The 20,971-nt window shown below is 64.9% G+C and carries 21 protein-coding genes; 17 read left to right on the top strand and 4 right to left on the bottom strand.

Annotation, left to right across the window (positions count from 1 at the left end):
• Window positions 1-5 precede the first annotated feature (5 nt).
• The 15 genes from OHQ90_RS26560 (at window position 6) to OHQ90_RS26495 (ending at window position 14,178) form a co-directional block, all read left to right on the top strand.
• Complete coding sequence (locus OHQ90_RS26560; protein ID WP_328401933.1) at window positions 6-1,061, top strand: hydrogenase expression protein HypE; 1,056 nt, start codon at window positions 6-8, stop codon at window positions 1,059-1,061.
• An 11-nt stretch (window positions 1,062-1,072) separates the two neighbouring features.
• On the top strand, window positions 1,073-2,869 hold the full coding sequence (locus OHQ90_RS26555) for a nickel-dependent hydrogenase large subunit (RefSeq protein WP_328401931.1): 1,797 nt from the start codon (window positions 1,073-1,075) through the stop codon (window positions 2,867-2,869).
• 121 nt (window positions 2,870-2,990) lie between these two features.
• A complete protein-coding gene (locus OHQ90_RS26550) occupies window positions 2,991-3,836 on the top strand; it encodes a NifU family protein (RefSeq protein ID WP_328413121.1) in 846 nt (281 codons plus the stop codon).
• Window positions 3,833-4,468: a DUF5947 family protein gene (locus tag OHQ90_RS26545; protein WP_328401929.1), complete on the top strand. Its 636-nt coding sequence runs from the start codon at window positions 3,833-3,835 to the stop codon at window positions 4,466-4,468. The genes OHQ90_RS26550 and OHQ90_RS26545 overlap by 4 nt, the downstream gene beginning before the upstream one ends.
• A complete protein-coding gene (locus OHQ90_RS26540; protein WP_328401927.1) occupies window positions 4,465-5,115 on the top strand; it encodes a DUF6084 family protein in 651 nt (216 codons plus the stop codon). Before OHQ90_RS26545 ends, OHQ90_RS26540 begins: the two co-directional genes overlap by 4 nt.
• Before the next feature lie 8 nt (window positions 5,116-5,123).
• Window positions 5,124-6,524 (top strand): hypothetical protein, encoded by a 1,401-nt coding sequence (locus tag OHQ90_RS26535; RefSeq protein ID WP_442941497.1) that lies wholly within the window; start codon window positions 5,124-5,126, stop codon window positions 6,522-6,524.
• The gene (locus OHQ90_RS39560) at window positions 6,506-6,625 is read left to right on the top strand and encodes a DUF6893 family small protein (RefSeq protein ID WP_406230613.1); all 120 of its coding nucleotides are present in this window, start codon (window positions 6,506-6,508) and stop codon (window positions 6,623-6,625) included. The genes OHQ90_RS26535 and OHQ90_RS39560 overlap by 19 nt, the downstream gene beginning before the upstream one ends.
• A 47-nt stretch (window positions 6,626-6,672) precedes the next feature.
• A complete protein-coding gene (locus tag OHQ90_RS26530; RefSeq protein WP_328413119.1) occupies window positions 6,673-7,134 on the top strand; it encodes a hydrogenase maturation protease in 462 nt (153 codons plus the stop codon).
• Between the two features lie 3 nt (window positions 7,135-7,137).
• On the top strand, window positions 7,138-7,380 hold the full coding sequence (locus tag OHQ90_RS26525; protein ID WP_328401923.1) for a HypC/HybG/HupF family hydrogenase formation chaperone: 243 nt from the start codon (window positions 7,138-7,140) through the stop codon (window positions 7,378-7,380).
• Window positions 7,377-9,707: a carbamoyltransferase HypF gene (hypF, locus tag OHQ90_RS26520; protein ID WP_328401921.1), complete on the top strand. Its 2,331-nt coding sequence runs from the start codon at window positions 7,377-7,379 to the stop codon at window positions 9,705-9,707. The genes OHQ90_RS26525 and hypF overlap by 4 nt, the downstream gene beginning before the upstream one ends.
• 18 nt (window positions 9,708-9,725) lie before the next feature.
• Window positions 9,726-10,067, top strand: a complete 342-nt coding sequence (locus tag OHQ90_RS26515; protein ID WP_328401920.1) for a HypC/HybG/HupF family hydrogenase formation chaperone — start codon at window positions 9,726-9,728, stop codon at window positions 10,065-10,067.
• The gene (gene hypD, locus OHQ90_RS26510; RefSeq protein WP_328401918.1) at window positions 10,064-11,176 is read left to right on the top strand and encodes a hydrogenase formation protein HypD; all 1,113 of its coding nucleotides are present in this window, start codon (window positions 10,064-10,066) and stop codon (window positions 11,174-11,176) included. The genes OHQ90_RS26515 and hypD overlap by 4 nt, the downstream gene beginning before the upstream one ends.
• The gene (hypE, locus tag OHQ90_RS26505) at window positions 11,169-12,254 is read left to right on the top strand and encodes a hydrogenase expression/formation protein HypE (RefSeq protein ID WP_328401916.1); all 1,086 of its coding nucleotides are present in this window, start codon (window positions 11,169-11,171) and stop codon (window positions 12,252-12,254) included. Before hypD ends, hypE begins: the two co-directional genes overlap by 8 nt.
• Window positions 12,255-12,349: 95 nt before the next feature.
• On the top strand, window positions 12,350-13,417 hold the full coding sequence (locus tag OHQ90_RS26500) for a HoxN/HupN/NixA family nickel/cobalt transporter (RefSeq protein WP_328413117.1): 1,068 nt from the start codon (window positions 12,350-12,352) through the stop codon (window positions 13,415-13,417).
• Entirely contained in the window at window positions 13,417-14,178 is a 762-nt protein-coding gene (locus tag OHQ90_RS26495) for a DUF6390 family protein (protein ID WP_328413115.1), read from the top strand. The genes OHQ90_RS26500 and OHQ90_RS26495 overlap by 1 nt, the downstream gene beginning before the upstream one ends.
• Window positions 14,179-14,182: 4 nt before the next feature.
• On the opposite strand, the gene OHQ90_RS26490 is transcribed toward OHQ90_RS26495, so the two are convergent.
• Complete coding sequence (locus OHQ90_RS26490; protein WP_328401914.1) at window positions 14,183-15,136, bottom strand: GlxA family transcriptional regulator; 954 nt, start codon at window positions 15,134-15,136, stop codon at window positions 14,183-14,185.
• Between the two features lie 223 nt (window positions 15,137-15,359).
• Between OHQ90_RS26490 and OHQ90_RS26485 the strand changes: the two genes are divergently transcribed.
• Complete coding sequence (locus OHQ90_RS26485; RefSeq protein WP_328401912.1) at window positions 15,360-15,833, top strand: hypothetical protein; 474 nt, start codon at window positions 15,360-15,362, stop codon at window positions 15,831-15,833.
• A gap of 412 nt (window positions 15,834-16,245) precedes the next feature.
• Here the strand turns inward: OHQ90_RS26485 and OHQ90_RS26480 are convergent, their stop codons facing one another.
• On the bottom strand, window positions 16,246-17,364 hold the full coding sequence (locus OHQ90_RS26480) for a CHAP domain-containing protein (protein ID WP_328401910.1): 1,119 nt from the start codon (window positions 17,362-17,364) through the stop codon (window positions 16,246-16,248).
• Window positions 17,365-17,566: 202 nt separating this feature from the next.
• On the bottom strand, window positions 17,567-17,842 hold the full coding sequence (locus tag OHQ90_RS26475) for a YggT family protein (RefSeq protein WP_328401908.1): 276 nt from the start codon (window positions 17,840-17,842) through the stop codon (window positions 17,567-17,569).
• Window positions 17,843-17,991: 149 nt separating this feature from the next.
• Between OHQ90_RS26475 and OHQ90_RS26470 the strand changes: the two genes are divergently transcribed.
• On the top strand, window positions 17,992-19,245 hold the full coding sequence (locus OHQ90_RS26470; RefSeq protein WP_328401906.1) for a serine hydrolase: 1,254 nt from the start codon (window positions 17,992-17,994) through the stop codon (window positions 19,243-19,245).
• 294 nt (window positions 19,246-19,539) lie between these two features.
• On the opposite strand, the gene OHQ90_RS26465 is transcribed toward OHQ90_RS26470, so the two are convergent.
• On the bottom strand, window positions 19,540-20,934 hold the full coding sequence (locus OHQ90_RS26465; protein ID WP_328401904.1) for a pyridoxal phosphate-dependent decarboxylase family protein: 1,395 nt from the start codon (window positions 20,932-20,934) through the stop codon (window positions 19,540-19,542).
• Between the last annotated feature and the right edge of the window lie 37 nt (window positions 20,935-20,971).

Below are 20,971 nucleotides of genomic sequence, written 5' to 3'. Positions count from 1 at the left end.
CGTTTGTGCCAACTCAGGAAGCAGTCCGAGCCGAAGAAACGTTGATCCATGTCTTGTGGATCAACGCCGGCCTAGGTTGTGACGGTGACTCGGTGGCTCTAACTGCGGCCACTCAGCCGAGCATCGAAGAGATTGCACTGGGGGCGCTCCCCGGCTTGCCGAAGATCGCGGTTCATTGGCCGCTCATCGATTTCGAATGCGGACCGACGGGCGGTGCCGACGACTTCCTCGAATGGTTCTTCAAAGCGGATCGCGGTGAATTGGAACCGTTCGTGCTGGTCGTGGAAGGGTCGATTCCGAACGAGCAATTGCACGAAGAAGGCTATTGGTGCGGGTTCGGTAATAACCCCGACACCGGTCAGCCGATGACGACCAGTGAATGGCTCGACCGCCTCGCACCCAAAGCGACCGCTGTTGTCGCGGTCGGCACCTGTGCCACCTATGGCGGCATCCATGCGATGGCAGGCAACCCGACGGGCGCCATGGGCGTGCCGGACTACCTCGGCTGGACCTGGAAGAGCAAGGCGGATATCCCGATCGTCTGCGTTCCCGGTTGCCCGATTCAGCCGGACAACCTATCGGAGACACTGACGTACCTGCTCTACATGGCAACCGGCCAGGCGCCGATGATCCCGCTCGACGAAGCGTTGCGGCCGAAGTGGCTGTTCGGCGCGACTGTGCACGAGGGCTGTGACCGGGCGGGCTACTACGAGCAGGGTGACTTCGCCACGGAATACGGTTCGCCGAAATGCATTGTGAAACTGGGATGTTGGGGCCCGGTAGTCAAATGCAATGTGCCCAAACGCGGTTGGATCAACGGCGTCGGTGGCTGCCCGAATGTGGGTGGCATCTGCATCGGCTGCACTATGCCCGGATTCCCCGACAAGTTCATGCCGTTCATGGACGAGCCGCCGGGCGGAAAGCTCTCCTCCTCCGCATCAGGCCTCTACGGGTCGGTGATTCGCAGCCTGCGTCACATCACCGGCAACACACTCGATAAAGAACCCCGCTGGCGCCACAAGGGTAAGAAGCTGGAATCCGGCGCGTCGCGCACCTGGTAGGAGAATCTTCGATGACACAGATTATCCCGGAGCCGTCGCACCGAAAGATCGATCCCGACAGTCTCGTCGAAATGGCGTGGGATCCGATCACCCGAATCGTCGGCAGCCTAGGCATCTACACCAAAATAGATTTCGAGAATCGTGAGGTGGTCGAGTGCCACAGCACCTCGTCCATCTTCCGCGGATACTCGATCTTCATGCGCGGCAAGGATCCTCGTGACGCGCACTTCATCACCAGCCGCATCTGCGGAATCTGCGGCGACAATCACGCCACCTGCTCTTGCTATTGCCAGAACATGGCGTACGGAGTGAAGCCGCCGAACCTGGGAGAGTGGATCGTCAATCTGGGTGAGGCCGCCGAGTACATGTTCGATCACAATATCTTTCAGGAGAACCTCGTCGGCGTGGACTTCTGCGAAAAGATGGTCGCCGAAACCAATCCCGGCGTGCTGGCGATGGCGGAGAAAACACTGTCACCGCATTCCGATGAACATGGCTATCGAACCATCGCCGACATCATGCGGGCCCTCAACCCGTTCACCGGCGAGTTCTATCGCGAGGCACTTCAGGTCAGCCGCTACACCCGCGAGATGTTCTGCCTGATGGAGGGCAGACATGTGCATCCGTCGACGCTGTATCCCGGCGGTGTCGGTACGGTCGCGACGATTCAGCTGATGACCGACTACATGTCTCGGCTGATGCGCTACGTCGAGTTCATGAAGAAGGTCGTGCCGATGCACGACGATCTGTTCGACTTCTTCTACGAGGCACTGCCCGGCTACGACCAGGTGGGCCAGCGTCGCACTCTGCTCGGCTGCTGGGGTTCGTTCCAGGATCCCGAGGTGTGCAACTTCGCCTACAAGGACATGGAGGCGTGGGGCCGCAAGATGTTCGTCACCCCGGGCATCGTGGTCGACGGCAAGCTGATCACCACCTCCTTGGTCGACATCAACCTCGGCCTCCGAATCCTCTTGGGTAGTTCGTATTACGAGGACTGGACCGATCAGGAGATGTTCGTGAAAACCGACCCGCTCGGTAATCCGGTCGATCGTCGCCATCCGTGGAACCAGCACACCAATCCCAAGCCGCAGAAGCGCGACATGGACGACAAGTACAGCTGGGTGATGTCACCTCGCTGGTTCGACGGCACCGACCATCTCGCACTCGACACCGGCGGCGGGCCGCTGGCGCGGCTGTGGGCGACGGCGCTGGCCGGTCTTGTCGACAACGGCTATGTGAAGTCGACGGGGCACAGTGTGCAGATCGACCTGCCGAAGACCGCGCTCAAAGGCCCGGTGACCTTCGAATGGAAGATCCCCTCTTACGGCAGCAACACCATCGAACGCAACCGCGCCCGCACCTACTTCCAGGCCTACGCGGCGGCGAGCGCGTTGCACTTCGCCGAGCAGGCTTTGGCGGAGATTCGCGCGGGCCGCACCAAGACCTGGGAGAAGTTCGAGGTGCCCGACGAGGGTATCGGCTGTGGCTTCACCGAGGCCGTGCGTGGCGTGCTGTCGCACCACATGGTCATCCGGGACGGCAAGATCGCGAACTACCATCCGTATCCGCCGACGCCGTGGAATGCCAGCCCCCGCGACAGCTTCGGCACGCCCGGCCCCTATGAGGATGCGGTGCAGGGTCAACCGATCTTCGAGGAGAACGATCGGGATCATTTCAAGGGCATCGACATCATGCGTACCGTGCGCAGTTTCGATCCGTGCCTGCCATGCGGCGTGCACATGTATCTCGGCAACGGAAAGACGCTGGAGAAGCTGCACTCCCCGACACAAACGCTCACCGCTGAGTGAGCCGAACCGGGCGACGCGACAGGAGACGACAGTGGACGATCGCCCGGGGCAACAGCACGTCGCTGCGGCGAACGAACCAGAGCAGGCGGAGTCGGGTCGCTGGCGAGATGCCGGCGAGCGCATCGAATCCCTGCTGGAAGCCAGCGCCGTCGGTGGCACGGCGGCACGCGAACGCGCCGAGCAATTGGTGCGTGAGGTCGCGGATCTGTACGGCGCCGCGTTGGCACGCGTATTACAGCTGGTCGACGGCCCCGCCGTCGACCGGCTGGCGCGTGACGACCTGGTGGCCAGCCTGCTGCTCGTGCACGGCCTGCATCCGCACGACCTGCACACGCGAGTGCTGACCGCGTTGGACAGTGTGCGGCCCTACCTCGGATCGCACGGCGGAGATGTGGAATTGCTCGGTGTCGCCGACGGGGTGGTGCGGCTCGAATTCGCGGGCAGCTGCCGTACCTGCCCGTCGTCGTCGGTGACGCTCGAGCTGGCGGTGGAGGACGCGGTGCGCGCGGCCGCACCGGAGATCGAACGCATCGAAGTGGTTGCCGCACAACAGGAGTCGGCGTCGAGCTTGATCTCGACCGACTCGTTGTTCGCCCGGGTGCATGCGCACGAATCGCAGTCGGGCAGTTGGATCGCCGTGCCAGAGCTTGCGCAGTTGCAGCCGGGCGAGGTCGGTGGGTTCTCCGTCGGCGGCCTGCCGATCTTGGCCTGCCGGGTCGGTGAGGGTCTGTTCGCCTACCGGGACCAGTGTCCGGCGTGTGGGAAATCGCTGGCGGGCGCGGCATTGCAGCGCCGGGTCGGATTCCCGGTCGGCGACGCGGTGCTGCGGTGCCCGACCTGCCTTGCCCATTTCGATGTCGTGCACGCCGGCGCCCGAGTTGACGGTGACGGGCACCTCGATCCGCTGCCCGTGCTGGTGCGCTCCGGTGAGTTGTCGGTAGCGGTGCCGGTGGGGGTGCGCGGGTGACGACACCGTTCCATGTCCTACAGCGCATCACCGCCGACCGGAGACCGGCGGTACGTGCGGGCGAGCGGTGTGAAATGTGCGCCGAGCCGATTGCCGATGTCCATCAGCACGTGGTGGATATCGAAGGTAGGCAATTGATGTGCGTCTGCCGAGGCTGCTACCTGCTGTTCACAGCTGAGAACGCCGCCCTGCGGTACCGGGCGGTGCCCGATCGCTATCTGTTCTTCCCCGACTTCACCATCAGCCAGGGTGAGTGGGACGCACTCGAGATCCCGGTGGGCCTGGCGTTCTTCTTCCGCAATTCCGCGCTCGGCAAGACCGTCGCGTTCTATCCGGGTCCGGCGGGAGCGACGGAATCGGAATTGCCGCTGGAACAGTGGCGCTCGGTGCTGGAGCGACATCCGGAACTCGACGTGCTCGCCGCCGATGTCGAGGCATTACTGATTCGCGTGCCCGAGCGCGGCACCACCGACGCCGTATGCCTGCTGCTGCCGATCGATGCGTGCTACGAATTCGTCGGCCGGATGCGGATGCTGTGGCGCGGTTTCGATGGCGGTCAGGATGTTCGCCGCTATATGGACGAATTCTTCACCGAGATGTCGGCCCGTGCCCGGCCAGGTGGTCTGCGATGAGCCCCGTCTACTCGACCACCTTCGCCGTTCTCGGGATCAAGCCGGAGCCCTACGCGGTGGCGCCGATCCTGTCCGCGCGCGTCGGCATCGCGGCGCTCGGCGAAGACCCGGTGCATGCGATCGCACTGCGAGCGCAGGTGCGCATCGAGCCGTACCGCCGTACCTATACCGACGAGGAGAGCGCAGGTCTGGCCGACCTGTTCGGTCCGCGTGAGCGGTGGCAGGACACGCAGCGCTCGTTTCTCTGGATGCATTGCGCCACCATGATTCCCGGATTCAATGGCGGCACCGAGGTAGACCTGCCGATGCCGTGCACCTACGACTTCGAGGTGACAGGGTCCAAATATCTGCACGCGCTGCGCGGTGGCACCGTGCCGTTGATCTTCCTGTTCAGCGGCACCGTTTTCTTCAAGGGGCAGACCGGTTTCGCCATCCAGCAGATTCCATGGGACCGCGAGGACAAGTTCGATATGCCGGTTTCGGTCTGGCACGACCTCGTGGCCGCGCACTTCCCGAACTCCGGCTGGGTCCGCTTGGGCAGGGACACCCTCGACGCGCTCGCCGCGTACAAGTCCGGCCACGGCATGCTCGGCTTCGATGACGCGGTCACACGCCTGCTGGATTCCTCGACCGAGGAGATCCCATGAGCGCCGCCATATCTCCCGGCGCAGCGCGGGCCCGTGCGGTCGCCGATGCTGTGCTCTACGAGGGCTATCTGCTCTACCCCTACCGGGCGAATTCCAGCAAGAACCAATCCCGCTGGCAGTTCGGTGTGCTGGGGCCCGAAGGCGCGGCGCAGGCAGGTCTCGGCGAGGAGTCGAGCCTGTCGGCGCAATGTCTGCTCACCGCGGGCGACGCGGTATCGATCACGCTGACCGTCCGCTTTCTGCAGTTGCAACACCGCCTCGCGGTGGATGCCGACGGTCACTCGGTCGACGAACTCGTGGTCGGCGCACGATCCTGGATCACGTGGGACGAAGCCGTCGAGCGTGAACTGAGCTTCGGCCCACTTCCGGCCACCGATACGACACAGCCGGTGCACATTCCCGGTGGCTTCGATGTGGAGGAGATCGTCGACGCCGAGGGCCGGGCGGCGGGCCGATTGGTACGCACCCGTCTGCCGGTGGAAGGCCGGCTGGCGATGTCGGTGCAGCGCGATGAGGGCTACCTGCGCCTCACGGTCGAGGTCCGGAATGTCGGCCCGGCCGCGACTGATAAGGACGATGCCATCGCGCGCTCACTGATCGGGGCGCACGTCATCGCCGAAGTCGATGGCGCGCGGTTCATTTCGCTACTCGAACCGCCCTCGGACGCGACCGACGCCATCGCGCGCTGCCACCAGCACCGCTGCTTTCCGGTGCTGGCGGGCCCGCCCGATGACGACAGCCTGCTGTTGATCTCCCCGATCATTCTCTACGACCACCCCGAGATCGCCGAGCAGAGCGAGGGACCGCTGTTCGATTCGACCGAGATCGACGAGATCCTCACCTTGCGTGTGATGACGATGACCGACGAAGAGAAAGCGCAGGCCCGCGCCACCGATGCGCGCGCGGCCCAGATCATCGATCGCTGTGACGGCATGACTCCGGAGGCGATGCAGCTACTGCACGGTGTGCTGCGAGATCCACACCTGGGGCGACCGGATCCCGGTCCACTGGACCCCATCGATTCGGGCGCTGCGCTACCGCGGCTGGTACCGGAAATCCCCGAAGGCGTCGACTGGTGGGATCCATTGGCGGACAACGCCGTTGCGCCGGAATCGGACGCGGTCTCGGTTCGGGGTGTTCGCGTGAGCCGAGGCAGCCTGGTCCGGCTGCATCCCGCACGGCGTGCGGACGCCCAGGATCTGTTCTTCGACGGCAAGCTCGCGCGTGTCACCTCGGTGCACGAAGACGTCGATGGTCAGGCCCATGTCGGGGTCGTCATCGCGGACGACCCAGCTGCCGACCTGCACGAATGGTATGGCCGCTATCTGTATTTCGCGCCGGAGGAAATCGAACCACTCAGCAGCCCGGAGAACGGAAAGGAAGGTCTGCCATGGAAACGGTGGGATTGATCGCGACAGGAGTGGTCGCGCTGATAGTAGTGGGCGGTCTCTACCTCGGTGTCCGGTCGATACCGGACCTCAAGCGCTATTTGAAGATTCGGCACATGTAGCCGACGCCGAAGCGCACCGGGAAAGGAGCGAGCAGACGGCCAAACTACTGGTCGCCGGGATCGGCAATATCTTCTTCGGCGACGACGGATTCGGACCGGAGGTGGTGCGGCGGTTGCCGCCGCATCCCGAGAGTGCCGTGCGCGTGGTCGACTACGGAATCCGTGGCATGCACCTCGCCTACGACCTGCTCGACCAGTGGGACGCACTGGTGCTGATCGACGCCGTGCCGAATCGCGGCACTCCTGGTGCGCTCGTGGTCTTTCACGCGGAGCCCGATCCGACGAGCGCGGCGCCACTCGATGCCCATGCCATGAATCCGGATGCCGTGTTCGCGGGTGTGCGAGCGCTCGGCGGGACAGTGCCGCCGACGGTCGTCGTCGGCTGTCAGGTCGAGTCCGTTGCGGAGGGGATCGGCCTGTCCGAACCGGTCGCCGCGGCAGTGGACGCGGCGGTGGACGCCGTCGATCGGGTCGTCGCGGACCTGCTGAACACACGACAGGAGGTGTGAACGATGTGCCTCGGTATCCCGGGCCGGGTCGTCGAGATTCTCGACGGCTACCACAACCAGATCGCGCTGGTGGATGTCTCCGGCGAGAAGCGGAAGGTGAATGTCGGCCTCCTCGAGGATGATCCGGTGCAACCCGGCGACTGGGTGATCATTCACATGGGCTTCGTGATCGAGAAGACCGACGAGGCGGGCGCGGCGCAGGCGTTGGACGGACTTCGCCTGCTCGGGAGCGGTGGCGAGCCGTGACCGGCGCGCGAGCACGGCGGCGGCTGATCATCCGCGGCGTGGTGCAGGGCGTCGGATTCCGTCCGTTCGTCTACACCACAGCGGCCGAACTGGCGTTGTCCGGCAGCGTGTCGAACAACAGTTCCGGTGTGATGATCGAAGTCGAAGGCGCGCCTGCGGATCTGGACGAGTTCACGCGCCGGGTTCGACATCGCCCCCCGCCGCTCGCCGTAGTCGAATCGGTGCACGAGGTCGCTGTCGCGGTGCGTGGTGGCACCGGATTCCACATTGCCGACACCACCCGAGACGGCGGCGGGCGCACCCTGGCCTCGCCCGATGTCGCGATGTGCGCGGACTGTGCTCGCGAACTGCGTGATCCACAGAACCGCCGCTACCGCCATCCCTTCATCAACTGCACCAACTGTGGTCCACGGTTCACCATCATCGCCGGTCTGCCCTATGACCGCGCACAAACCTCGATGGCCGATTTCGCGATGTGCGAGCGCTGCGCTCGCGAATACGCCGACCCGGCCGACCGGCGTTTCCACGCCCAGCCGATCGCGTGCCCGGACTGCGGTCCGACCCTCGACTATTTTGCGAGGGACACGAATGTACCTGTGTCACAGAGTATCTCGGAAGAGGTGCGCTGCCGTCCCGGCGATCCGTTGACCGCCGCAAGGGACTTGCTGCGCACGGGTGGGATTCTCGCGGTCAAGGGCATCGGCGGCTACCACCTCGCCTGCGATGCCGGGAACGAGGCCGCTGTTGCCGAGTTGCGCAGGAGAAAGCGCCGCGGCGACAAGCCTTTCGCCGTCATGGTCGCGGATCTGGCCGCGGCGCGCTCGATCGTCCATGTCGAGGAGACCGGCGCCGCCCTGCTGACCTGTCCGCAACGACCGATCGTGCTGTTGGCCCGCGGTGACCGCGTGCTCGCCGAATCCGTCGCGCCGCGCAACCCCGATCTCGGCATCATGCTCGCCTACACTCCGCTGCACGTGCTGCTGTTCGGTCTGCCCGGCGATCCACCCGGCCCGCAGGCCCTGGTGATGACCTCGGGCAACCTCGGCGGCGAGCCGATCTGCTACGACGACGCCGATGCGCGCGAGCGGCTCGCCGATCTCGCCGACGGCTGGCTCTCGCACAACCGTCGCATCCTCGTACCGTGCGACGACTCGGTGGTGCGGCTGGTCGACGGGATCGAACTCCCGATCCGGCGATCGCGTGGCTATGCGCCGATGCCGTTGGCGCTACCGGTCCCCGTGCCGCCCACCGTCGCGGTGGGCGGCGACCTCAAGAACACCTGTGCGGTGGCCGATGGCCGCTACGCGTGGCTCAGTCAGCACATCGGCGATATGGACGATCTGGCGACCCTGCGCGCTTTCGGTGCTGCCGAACAGCATCTGGAGGACCTCACCGGTGTCCGCCCGACGCACCTTGCGGTCGACGCGCACCCGCTCTACCGGTCCACCGCGTGGGCGCGGCAGCACGCGGGTGACCGGCCCATCCGGACGGTCCAGCACCACCACGCCCACATCGCCGCGGTGATGGGCGAGCATGGGCTCGGCGAATCGGCGACGGTCGTCGGTCTCGCTTTCGACGGGACGGGGTTCGGTCCCGACGGGGCAGTCTGGGGTGGTGAGGTGCTGCTCGCCGGCTACAAGGGGTTCCGGCGACTCGCGCACCTGAAATACGTGCCGCTGGCCGGTGGCGATGTGAGTGTGCAGCGGCCGTACCGGATGGCGCTGGCACACCTGCGAGCGGCGGATATCGAGTGGTCGCCGTCCATCGCGTCGGTCGCGGCATGCCCGGTAAACGAAAGAGGTGTGCTGTCTCATCAATTCGAGACCGGCCTCGGCTGTGTGTCGACCTCGAGCATGGGGCGGCTGTTCGACGCCGTGTCATCGTTGGCCGGCGTGCGGCACATCGCCGATTATGAAGCGCAGGCCGCGATCGAGCTGGAAGGCCTGTCCCGCGACGTCGCTGCCGACGCCATCGGCCCACACTCCTACCGGTTCGCGCTGGATCACGACGTCGAGCCCGTTGTGATCGACTCGGCGCCGGTAGTCGCGGCGGTGGTCGCCGACTCGACGCGCGGCGTCGCACCCGCTGTGATCGGCGCGCGATTCCACCGGGCCGTCGCGCGCCTTGTCCTCGAACTGGCGCTCGCCTACGCGAGCGAATCGACGACCGTCGCCCTGTCGGGTGGGGTCTTCCAGAACGCCTTGTTGTTGTCGCAGTCGCGAACATTGCTGCGGGGAAACGGATTCCACGTCCTGTGTCATCGTCGGCTGCCGCCGAACGATGGCGGTCTCGCGTTCGGGCAGATACTCGCCGCGGGCGCGGGCTGAGCGAAAGGAGAGCCGACGATGTGCCTGGCAGTCCCAGGAAAGGTGCTCAGCCTCGAGGAGCGCGACGGCACGCTGATGTCCGTCGTCGACTTCGGCGGCGTGCACAAAGATGTGTGCCTGCAATACATCCCGGACGCGGCTGTCGGTGACTACGTGGTCGTCCACGTCGGCTTCGCCATCCAGCGTCTCGACGAGGAGTCCGCGCTGCGGACCTTGGCCGAATTCGAGCACCTCGGCGTGCTGAACGAGGAATTCGGCGACGGTTTCGCGCTGGCAGCCAGACAAGCCGGTCTCGCCGACCCCACGGCCGAAGAGGCCGAACCAACAAAGCCGCAACACGACACAGAGGTGGCGCCATGAAGTATCTCGACGAGTTCAGCAATCCGGAGCTGGCCAAGAAGCTGCTCGACAAGATCCGCGGGGCCACCACACAACGCTGGGCCATTATGGAAGTCTGCGGCGGCCAAACCCATTCGATCATCCGGCACGGCATCGACCAGCTGCTTCCCGATCAGATCGAGATGATCCACGGACCGGGCTGCCCGGTCTGTGTGACCCCGCTCGAGGTGATCGATAAGGCATTGGCTATCGCCGCACGACCCGGTGTGATCTTCTGTTCGTTCGGTGACATGCTGCGCGTGCCCGGCAGCAAGAAGGACCTCTTCCACGTCAAGAGCGAGGGCGGCGACGTCCGAGTGGTCTATTCACCGCTGGACGCGCTCAATATCGCCAGGGAGAACCCGGATCGCCAGGTGGTGTTCTTCGGTATCGGATTCGAGACAACCGCGCCTGCCAACGCCATGACCGTCTATCAGGCAAAGCGGCTCGGCATCGAGAACTTCTCGCTGCTCGTCTCGCATGTGCTGGTGCCACCCGCGATCGCCGCGATCATGGAGTCACCGAGCTGCCGAGTGCAGGGGTTCCTCGCGGCCGGGCACGTGTGCAGCGTGATGGGCACCGAGGAATATCCGCCGCTCGCCGAGAAGTATCGGGTGCCGATGGTCGTCACCGGCTTCGAGCCGCTCGACATCCTGGAGGGCATCCGCCGCACCGTGATTCAGCTCGAGGAAGGCAGACACGAGTTGGAGAACGCGTATCCCCGCGCGGTGATGGCCCAGGGCAATACCGCCGCGAAAGCGATGCTGCGGGATGTCTTCGACGTCACCGACCGTGCCTGGCGTGGCATCGGGGTGATACCGCAGAGCGGGTGGCGGCTCTCGGAGCGATACCGCGACTACGACGCCGAGCAGCGGTTCTCGGTGGGCGATCTGCACACTGCGGAATCGTCGATCTGCCGCTCCGGTGAGGTGCTGCAGGGTCTTATCAAACCGCACGAGTGCGCCGCATTCGGCAAGGAGTGCACACCGCGAAACCCGTTGGGCGCCACCATGGTGTCGTCAGAGGGCGCGTGCGCGGCCTACTACCTCTACCGGCGCCTCGATCAACCCGCGGAGGTGGCTCATGCCTGATCAGATCGGAATGCCCTCGCCGGCTCCGACGATCGACATGGAGAGCTGGGTGTGCCCGATGCCCCTGCGGGACTCACCGAATATTGTGATGGGGCACGGCGGCGGCGGCGCGATGTCGGGCGAGTTGATCGAGCATCTCTTCCTGCCCGCGTTCGGGTCCGCCGCCGAGGCAGGCATGGGCGACTCCGCGGTGATCACGCTCGGCGGCGCTCGGCTGGCCTTCTCGACGGATTCGTTCGTGGTGAAGCCACTGGTGTTTCCCGGCGGTTCGATCGGCGACCTCGCCGTCAACGGCACCGTCAACGACCTGGCGATGGCTGGTGCGCGGCCGATGGTGCTCTCGACCGCGTTCATCCTCGAGGAGGGCACCGCGCTTGCCGATATCGCGCACATCGCCAAGGCATTGGGCACAGCGGCGCTCGCTGCCGGGGTCACGCTCGTCACCGGTGACACCAAGGTGGTCGATGCCGGGCACGGCGACGGCATCTTCATCAATACCGCGGGGATCGGCATCGTCGACGAGGGCGTCGATATCCGTCCGCAGCGCGCCGCGCCGGGCGATGTCGTGCTCGTCAGCGGTGACATCGGTGTGCACGGGGTTGCGGTGATGAGTTGTCGCGAAGGGCTCGAATTCGGGACCACCGTGGTCAGTGACACCGCGCCGCTCAACGGTTTGGTCGCGGCGATGCTCGCGACCGGAGCGGATGTGCACGTGCTGCGCGACCCCACCCGCGGTGGTGTGGCGGCGACGCTCAACGAGATCGCGAGCGTGGCGAAAGTCGGTGTCTCACTGGACGAACGGAATCTTCCCGTGCCCGCCGAGGTGCGCGATGCTTGCGGCCTACTCGGATTGGACCCGATGTACGTCGCCAACGAGGGCAAGCTGATCGCCTTCGTCGCACCACAGGACGCGGATCGAGTGCTGGCCGCGATGCGCGATCATCCGCTCGGCGCGCGGGCGGAGGCGATCGGGGTGTGTGTCGCGGAGCATCCGGGCATGGTGGTCGCGCGTACCGCATTGGGTGGAACCAGGGTGGTCGCCCTGCCGGCCGGAGAGCAGCTGCCGCGGATTTGTTGAGCGGGGCGGTGATTCGCCGCTGGAGAGATAGCGAGGTCCACGTCATCGTGTCGATCACCAACCATCCGAGGGCGTTGCGGCCTGCGTGGATCGAGTTGGAATCTCGGCAACGGGTCGGCATTGTCGGAATGGTCGCCACCATCCTCACCCTGCACATCGTCGGCTGGGCCACGCTGTTCTTCCTTGTCGTCCCGAACAACTATGTTGTAGAGGGCACGGTATTCGGTGTCGGGCTGGGGGTCACCGCATACACCCTCGGCATGCGGCACGCCTTCGATGCCGACCACATTGCCGCGATCGACAACACCACTCGAAAGCTGGTGGCCGATAGGCAGCAGCCGCTGTCGGTGGGATTCTGGTTCTCGCTCGGGCATTCCACGATCGTGTTCGTTCTCGTGGCGCTGCTCGCGCTGGGTATGAAAGCGCTGGCCGCCAATATCCAGAACGAGAACTCCGACCTGCAACAGTGGACCGGCGTGTTCGGCACCGTCGTCTCGGGCACCTTCCTGATCCTTATCGGGCTCCTGAATTCAGCATCGTTGATCGGGATCTGGCGCGTCTACCGCACTATGCGCCGGGGTAGTTACGACGAGACACAGCTCGAAGCGCAACTGGAATCCAGGGGCGCACTGAATCGGCTCTTCGCACCGATGACGCGTGCGGTGCGCACGCCGTGGCAGATGTATCCGGTCGGGATGCTCTTCGGCCTCGGCTTCGACACGGTCACCGAGGTGAGTCTGCTGGTGATCGCGGGCGGGGCCGCGGCGACAGATCTGCCGTGGTACTCGATTCTGGTTCTGCCCGTGCTCTTTTCGGCGGGTATGTCGCTGTTCGACGCCTTGGACGGGACCTTCATGAACTTTGCCTACGGCTGGGCGTTCGCCAGGCCGATCCGCAAGATCTACTACAACATTGTCGTGACGGGACTGTCGGTGGCGGTCGCCTTGCTGATCGGTGCACAGGAGGTGATTTCGATTCTCACCGAGAAGCTCGATGTCACCACGGGCCCGCTGGCCTGGGTTGGGAACCTCGATCTCGGTGCGATGGGTTTCATCATCGTCGGACTGTTCGCGCTCACCTGGATCGCGGCCTTTGCGGTGTGGCGCATCGGCGATGTCGAGCATCGCTGGCAGGCCGACCTGGCAGGGAAGCCGCAGGGGTGATGGACGCACGTGGTACGGACATGTTCGCGCGATACACCTACGCGCCCAACCGGCTCGGCTATTGTGGCCCTGCGGAGGCGGCGGCATTGCGCGGCGGCTCCGGCGCCGAGATTCGGGCGGTCGCCACCCGCTTTTCCGGTGTGTGGCCCTACCTACAGGTGATGTCCCGGCTGACCGGGATCGACGATCCGCTGGACCATCGCCTTGTCGAATCCTACTGGCATGGTGGCGGAATCGGCGCTCAGCTCGACGCAGGGGCCTTCATGACCGAGCTGCTTTCGGTGATCGGTCCGGTGGCAGGAGCCTACTGGGCGCACCTCACCCCGGAACTGGCCGTGGAAGCCGCCGCCAACCACTGTTTCCATGTGTTCGGTGTGTACCCGTGGTCGCGACTGTTGGGCAGGGGGATGGACGAGCATCCGGTGAGCGTCCTCGACAATTGCCGGATCAATTGGGGAACAGTCGTTTCCCGTGACCGAACCGGCGTCGCCTTGCGATGTCGAACTCTGGCGTGGAATGGGCAGACGCTCGAGCTGTCCATGCCGTCGATATTGCGCGCGGACATCTGGTCCGATGGATACAGCTCGGTGCCGGACGTCGAGGTCGGCGACGAGGTCGGCGTGCACTGGGGTCGCCTGTGCGGTCGCCTCACCCCGGAACAGGCTCGAGACCTGGCAGCCAGTACCGCCCACCAGCTGAAGGTAACCAACCTTCGGCTCGCCGAGTCGGCTCGGGGGAAACAATCAACGGAAAACTCCTGAACCATCACGCCTTTTCGGCGTTGTGGAACGCTGACCGGTAAGCGTTCGGACTGGTGCCGACTATGCGCTTGAAGCGGTCACGAAAGGCCGTCGGCGAGCCGAACCCGACCTGGCTCGCGATCCGGTCGACCGGGTGTGTGGTGGCCTCCAGCAGGTATTGGGCATGGCGGACGCGCGTGCGGTGCAGCCACTGCAACGGTGTGGTGCCGGTCTGTTCGCGGAAGTGGCGGTTGAGGCTGCGGGTGCTCATACCTGCGCGGAGGGCGATGTCGTCGAGGGTGAGTTCGCGCGCCGCGTTGTCTTCCATCCAGTGCAACACCGGTTCCAGAACCGAGCCGCGCGGTGCGGGCGGGTTGTCCCGGACGATGTATTGGGCTTGTCCGCCTTCACGTTCCAGCGGCATGACCGAAAGACGTGCCGCGTCGGCGGCCACCGCGGAGCCGTGATCGCGGCGAATCAGGTGCAGACACAGGTCGATTCCGGCCGAGGCGCCCGCCGAGGTCAGGATGTGGCCGTTGTCCACGTAGAGCACATTCGGATCGACCTCGATCAGCGGATAGCGTGCGGCGAGTTCTTCGGCGGCGAGCCAGTGTGTGGTGGCGCGATGTCCGTCGAGCAGCCCGGTGGCGGCGAGAATGAACGCGCCCGAGCAGATCGAGGCGATGCGGGTTCCGTTGTGCGCCGCCAGTTTCAGCGCGTCGATGACCTCGGGCGGTATCGGGGCGGTCGGGTCGGAGCAGCCCGGCAGGATGATCGTGTCGGCGCTGGTCAGCGCTTCCATGCCGCAGCGCGGCTGGAGAGTGAACGCGCCCGCGTCGACCGTCTGCGTCGCACCGCAGACGCGGACCCGGTAGGGCGTGCGTCCGTCGGGCAGCCGGATGCGGGTGAACACCTCGATCGGTGTGGACAGGTCGAAGGGGATCACCTTGTCCAGTACCAGGACGGCGACGGTATGCATGGCTACAAACTAGGCCTGACCACAATTCCCGCCAAGCATTCCGGCCTGGGGCCGGCCTGAAAGAAGGAGTTCAGCATGTTGGCGAGAATCCGTTGGGATATGGCAATCCAGCCGATTCCGGTGATCGCGCGCACTGGCTACCGTCAGCGGGAAGCGCCAACGGAGAGGAACGAATGCCCATGCTTGTGTCCGCAGGATTCGTGTCGTCAGGGGTCGTCGCGTCGTGACCGAGTTCCTGCTCTCGGTCCACGTCCTCGCCGCGATCATCGCGGTCGGACCGGTCACCGTCGCCGCCAGCATGTTCCCCGCCTTCGCCCGTCGCGCCGCAGCCGAATCCGTTGCTGGACAACCCATTGTGGTGCTGCGGACCTTGCATCGCATCTGCCGGGTGTACGCGGCCGTCGGGATCGTCGTCCCGGTGTTCGGAATCGCCACCGCGATCAGCCTCGGTGTGCTGGGGGATACGTGGTTGATGATCTCGATTGCCCTGACCGCCGCTGCGGCGGGGGTCCTTGCGCTGATGGTGCTTCCTGACCAGGCAAAGATTCTGACCGGGCTCACCGGGATGTCGCATCCCACTGCGCCCGCGCGCGCCGTGATCAGTCAATTGGCGATGTACACCGGAACATTCAACCTGCTGTGGGCGACTGTGACGGTCTTGATGATCATTCGTCCCGGGTCCACAACCGGGGCGTGAGGTGTGATCACCCCTGCTCCGGCGGATCAGCCGAATACTGCTGTATGGCAATGATATTCGTTGTCCACGGATGCCTTGCTGATCGGCGAACCGGACGCTCGCGCGAGCGCCCGGTCTTCCGTGTCGGCGTGCATTCGCCAGGTGAGCGATTGCCTGCCTGTGGTCGGAGCCTTAGCGGACCAGGCTGCTACCGAGGCTGAGCACGCTGCTGCCAGCGCCGAGGATCAGTCCCAAGATTCCTTGAATATCCATTGCTCACTCTTCTTTTCGGGGGATCCGCGCTGAGATCGCGGATCCTGGTAGGTGAAGCGACGTCGATGGGCAGGTTCGCCACATGTGACGAGCTCGATCCATGGACTCAGTGTCGCGGCCGTCACAGTGCAGACGACGTGGGAGGACCGTAGCCAAGGAATCACGGAGCGGTTTGCTGCAGACTTCCCACACCTGGAGACCTGGAACCGGGGGGCGGATGGACGACACCCGCGAAGCCCCCTTTCGTGATGTCGTAGGTATGTTCGGACACCTGGTCGCCGGAGTTGCCTTCGATCGTGGTGATCATGTTGCCGTTACGGGCGACCACGAGGCCGATGTGGCCTTGGTCGCCCCAGATGAGGAGGTCGCCCGCGGTGGCGGTCGATATGTGGCCTTGGCTTATGCCCTTAGGGCCACCCGCAGCCTCGGCCCAGATGGCAGGCACGTAGTTCTTGTTGTCCCAGCCGGGGTCGATGCCTGCCTGCTGCCACGCCCAGGTCGCGAATGACGCGCACCACGCGTCGTCGATGTTGTACGGCGCGTCGACGTGGTTGTTGCCATTGGTTTCGCTGACGCCCCTGGCGAGTTCGCCCCATGCGGCTTTGATTGCCACGTCGACCCTGTCCCGTGGAGTGGCAGCCACGTACTCACCGTTGCTGTGTGGCCGGGGGATAGCGGTTGGGCCCCCGCCAACGCCCGCTGCGTAGGGGGAAAAGTTGGGCCCGGCGGAGGGCGTCGAACGGCGAATGTTATCCGCAAATTTCTGAATCTGCTTGTCGGCCGCCGCGGCCCTGTCGTATATCTTGCCAAGGGTCTGGAATGCGGAGTCGACCAAACTCATATCCCTAGCGCGAAAGATCGTCACGTCATTGCTCGGTGGGGGGGCTGCGTCGATGATGTCGTTGAGCCGACCAACTTCCTGCTCGATGCCATCGAAGGTGTCATTCGACGTGCTGAAGGTGGCAAATGAGGAGCTGTTGACCTTTTCGTTGTCGGCATGCAGCTTGGACTTGATTTTGAGAACTTCGCCGACCTTCGTTTGATAGTCGTCCACCATCATGGACCCAGGCTTGGTGCCGTCGGGTGTGCCTTCACGGAGTAGGTGCGCATTACGAAATTCGTCCTTGAGATCCGTTCGCTCGGCGGGTTTGCCTGTGGCGAGCGTGAGGACGATATCGTGGATCTTCTCCTCGATCGTATCGAGAAACGCGACGATGAAATCGGTCGGAGCCGTGGGGATGTGCACATCGAGCCGAATATCGGCTTCCTCGGTGGTCATCGACGCACCTGACTGCAGGCGGTCAGGGCAGCACCCGCCCGCGGGCTTACGAACAGCGACATCCGTTACCTCACTCGGTCACGACCCATCCGGCCGCTCGGCCGACCCTCAACGTCTTCGATTATCGGGCATTCCCGACATTGGCAAGCCTGAGTCATCGAGCGCCTTATCTGTCGCAGGTAAACGCCCGAGAGGGGTGTGGCTACAGGCTGAAGGCGATCGTGCGCAGAATCAGCGCAACGACGAACACTGCCGTGAACGCCAGGTCGATCGACAGCCCGCCCGCTCGCACCGGTCGCAGCACCCGGCGCACCGGTGCGATCACCGGTTCGGTCCAGGTATGGGTCAGCGTGCGAGCGCGGTTCGTCCACGATGGCGCATCGGCAACCATCCCCACCCAGTCCAGCACCATCCTGGCGAGCAGCAGGAGCACGAACACCGTCAACGCGTACCCGATCAGCGTTCCGATGAGGGTCATGACGAACTCCTTCGTAGTGGCCGGGTCGGCCGTTCTACCGGTATCAACGCGGCCGGTGAGGTCCAAAGTGTCACCTTTGCGATGTTCTCAGTGGACTATCAGGTCTGACCAGCAAGGGGCGGTGGTGTGAACGCACCTATGGTGGGTGGATGAGTACATCGTCTGGCTCGTTGGTGATGGTGGCCGAGGATATGGAATCGGTGACGACGGTCGGGAACGAGGACGATCCGGCCGACGCCGGGCTGACTCGTGGTGAGGTCGAGTCGCTGTGGGAGTCGGTGCGGGGGTGGTACCGACTGGGAACCACTCCCGCGATCCAGGTGTGTCTGCGACGCAACGAGAAGGTCGTGTTGAACCGAGCCATCGGACACGGCTGGGGGAACGCGCCCGCAGACGGGCCCGGCGCGGCGAAAGTGCTGGTCACGCCGGAAACACCGTTCTGCGGATTCTCCACAGCGAAGGGCGTGTCGGCCGCACTGATGTTCATGCTCATCGAGCAGGGCGCGTTCGCGTTGAACGATCGTGTGTGTCAGTACATTCCGGAGTTCGCCGCCAACGGCAAGGCGACCATCACCATCGGAGACGTCCTGTCCCATTCGGCGGGCGTCCCCTTTGTCACGGCGCCGTACAAGGGCATGGAAATGGTGGTCGACGAGGAGTTGGCGGTGCGGGGACTGGCCGATCTCGTCCCGAGCTGGCCGCCGGGGCGGTTCCGGGTCTATCACGCGTTGACCAGTGGGCTCATCCAACGGCTGCTGGTCCAGCGGGCGACAGGAAAACGGATGCGTGAGCATCTGGCCGAACAGGTGCTCGATCCGCTCGGGTTCCGGTGGACGAACTTCGGTGTGTCCCCGGAGGATGTCGACAAGGTGGTTCCCAGCGTGAAGACCGGGCCGCGAGCGTCTCGGGTGTCGACCTTCCTGGCGCGTAAAGCGCTCGGCGGCCGGCTGGACGGTTCGGTATCCGATGCCGCGACCCGGGCGCTCCTCACCGCCGAGCTCCCTTCGGGCAATCTCGTCACCACGGCGTACGAGCTGTCGCGGTTCTATGAAATCCTCACGCGCGGTGGCGAACTGGATGGCATCAGGATCATCGAACCGGACACGCTACGGCAGGCGGTGCAACCGGCGAATCGGATGCCGGGTGTGGCCGGGGCGGTGAGCCGAGCGGGCTTCGAACTGGGTGGGCGGCGGTCGAAGTTCGGCCGCAACACCGAATCTCATTTCGGGCGTAGCGGATTGACGACCCAATACGGTTGGGCCGATCCGGCCCGCGGGCTGTCCGGGGCGATTCTGACCAGTGGCAAGGCGACCACCGATACCAAGCGGCCGTGGCAGCTGTGCGCGCAGATCTCCCGCACCATCGGTCGTCTGGACACCGCTGACCGAGTGTTCAGCCTCTGATCGAATTCCTTCCATTCGGGAACAGTTCGGAAACAACGGGCCATCCTCGATGCCATTTCGTTATCGATGCATGCGCTTAGGCCGCGATCTGCCTGGTCGGCGCGCACTCTTGCGAACGCACAACAGCATGGGCGCTTGCACGAACGCATCGATGCTTCCCGAGTCGACGAAGCGGTTCCGATGTGGCAACCTGCTTCTCGAGATCGGGGTGTGAGCATCGACTCGGGCACCGATTGGTTCGGCTGCGGCGGCCCCACTGCAAGGTGGGGCCGCCGGCAGAACCACAACGAGGATCTAGGGGAGCCTGCGGGCCGCGGCGGTGATGGCATCACACACCCGGTCTATGTCGGAGTCGGTGGTGCGCCAATTACTCACGGCGGCGCGCAGGCCAGGTTGCCCGTCGTACACCGTCGGGGTGACGAACGCTTTCCCGCTCGCGGCAATCGCCTCGGCCAGTGCGTGCACCCGTTCGGTGGTGGGCTGGTCGGCGAGAGTGAAGCAGACGACGTTGAGACGGACCGGGGCGAGTAGCCGGATCACGCCGGTCGCGGCGAGCTGATCGCCGAGGCGGCCTGCGCAGGAGATGTTGCGCTGCACGATCTCTCGGTGTCCGTCGCGGCCGTAGGCCGACAGGGTGAACCATGCGGGGAGCGCACGCAGTCGCCGCGAGTTCTCCGGTACCAGATCCCCGAATTCCGGTTCTTCGGTCGGTGCGCCGAGGTATGCGGCGCCGGAGTTCTGGAAGGCCCTGGCCTGCAGGTCGCGGCGCCGGGTGAACTGGACCGCGGCGTCGTAGGGCACGTTGAGCCATTTGTGTAGATCGACGCACACCGAATCGGCCTCGGCGAGACCGTCGACCAGATGCGCATGCTGCGGCGAAAGCGCGGCGAACGCTCCGAAAGCGCCATCGACGTGCAGCCAGAAAGGAAATCGTTCGCGCAATGCCGCAATGGCACGCAGATCGTCGAAGTCGACGGTATTCACGGTTCCGGCGTTGGCGACCACGATGGCGGGTCGACCGTCCAATGCGGCGAGTGCCGCGGCGAGTTGGTCCACATCGACGGCTTCCCGATCCGGCAGCGTGGGTATCCGCTGGAGCCGGTCGCGGCCGATGCCGAGCATCGACAACGACTTGGTGACGCTCGAGTGCGGCGACCCGGACAACACATGGACGGGCCCGAGCGCGCCAACCCCGGCCGTGGCCACGGAAACCCCGAGTTGTTCGCCGAGCCATTCCCGCGCGATCGCCAACCCGACCAGGTTCGAGGTGGTCGCTCCGCTCACGAATGCGCCGGTGTGCTGCGTCAAGCCGAAGAGCTGCCCGATCCAGCCGACGGTCTCCTGCTCCAGATCGATCGCCGTGGAATCACCGCCGGACATGACATTCTGGTCGAATGTGCTGGTCAGCCAGTCGCCTGCGATCGACGCAGGCGTCGCGCCACCGGTGACGAAGCCGAGGTAGCGCGGGCCCGCGCTACCGGAGAAGTTCGGTTCCCAACGGTGCTGGAACTCCGAAAGCGCCTGGCGCAGACCGAATCCCCGTTCCGGCAGGGGTGCCGCCGGAACCGGATCCTGCGGCAGCGCCACCGGACGTTCGGCGATTCCGGTCAACACCTGTTCGGCAGCATGGCGGACTATTTCGAGCAGCGCGGGCAGCTCTGCGAGATCGTCGGCAAGTTTCTGGTCCACATCCGCAGACGTTACGAGGGCACCACCCGACTTGTCC

This window comes from Nocardia sp. NBC_00403, from assembly GCF_036046055.1.
Taxonomy (GTDB): Bacteria; Actinomycetota; Actinomycetes; order Mycobacteriales; family Mycobacteriaceae; genus Nocardia.
Note: the sequence above shows the minus strand (reverse complement) of the source record. Positions and strands in the feature narration are given on the sequence as shown.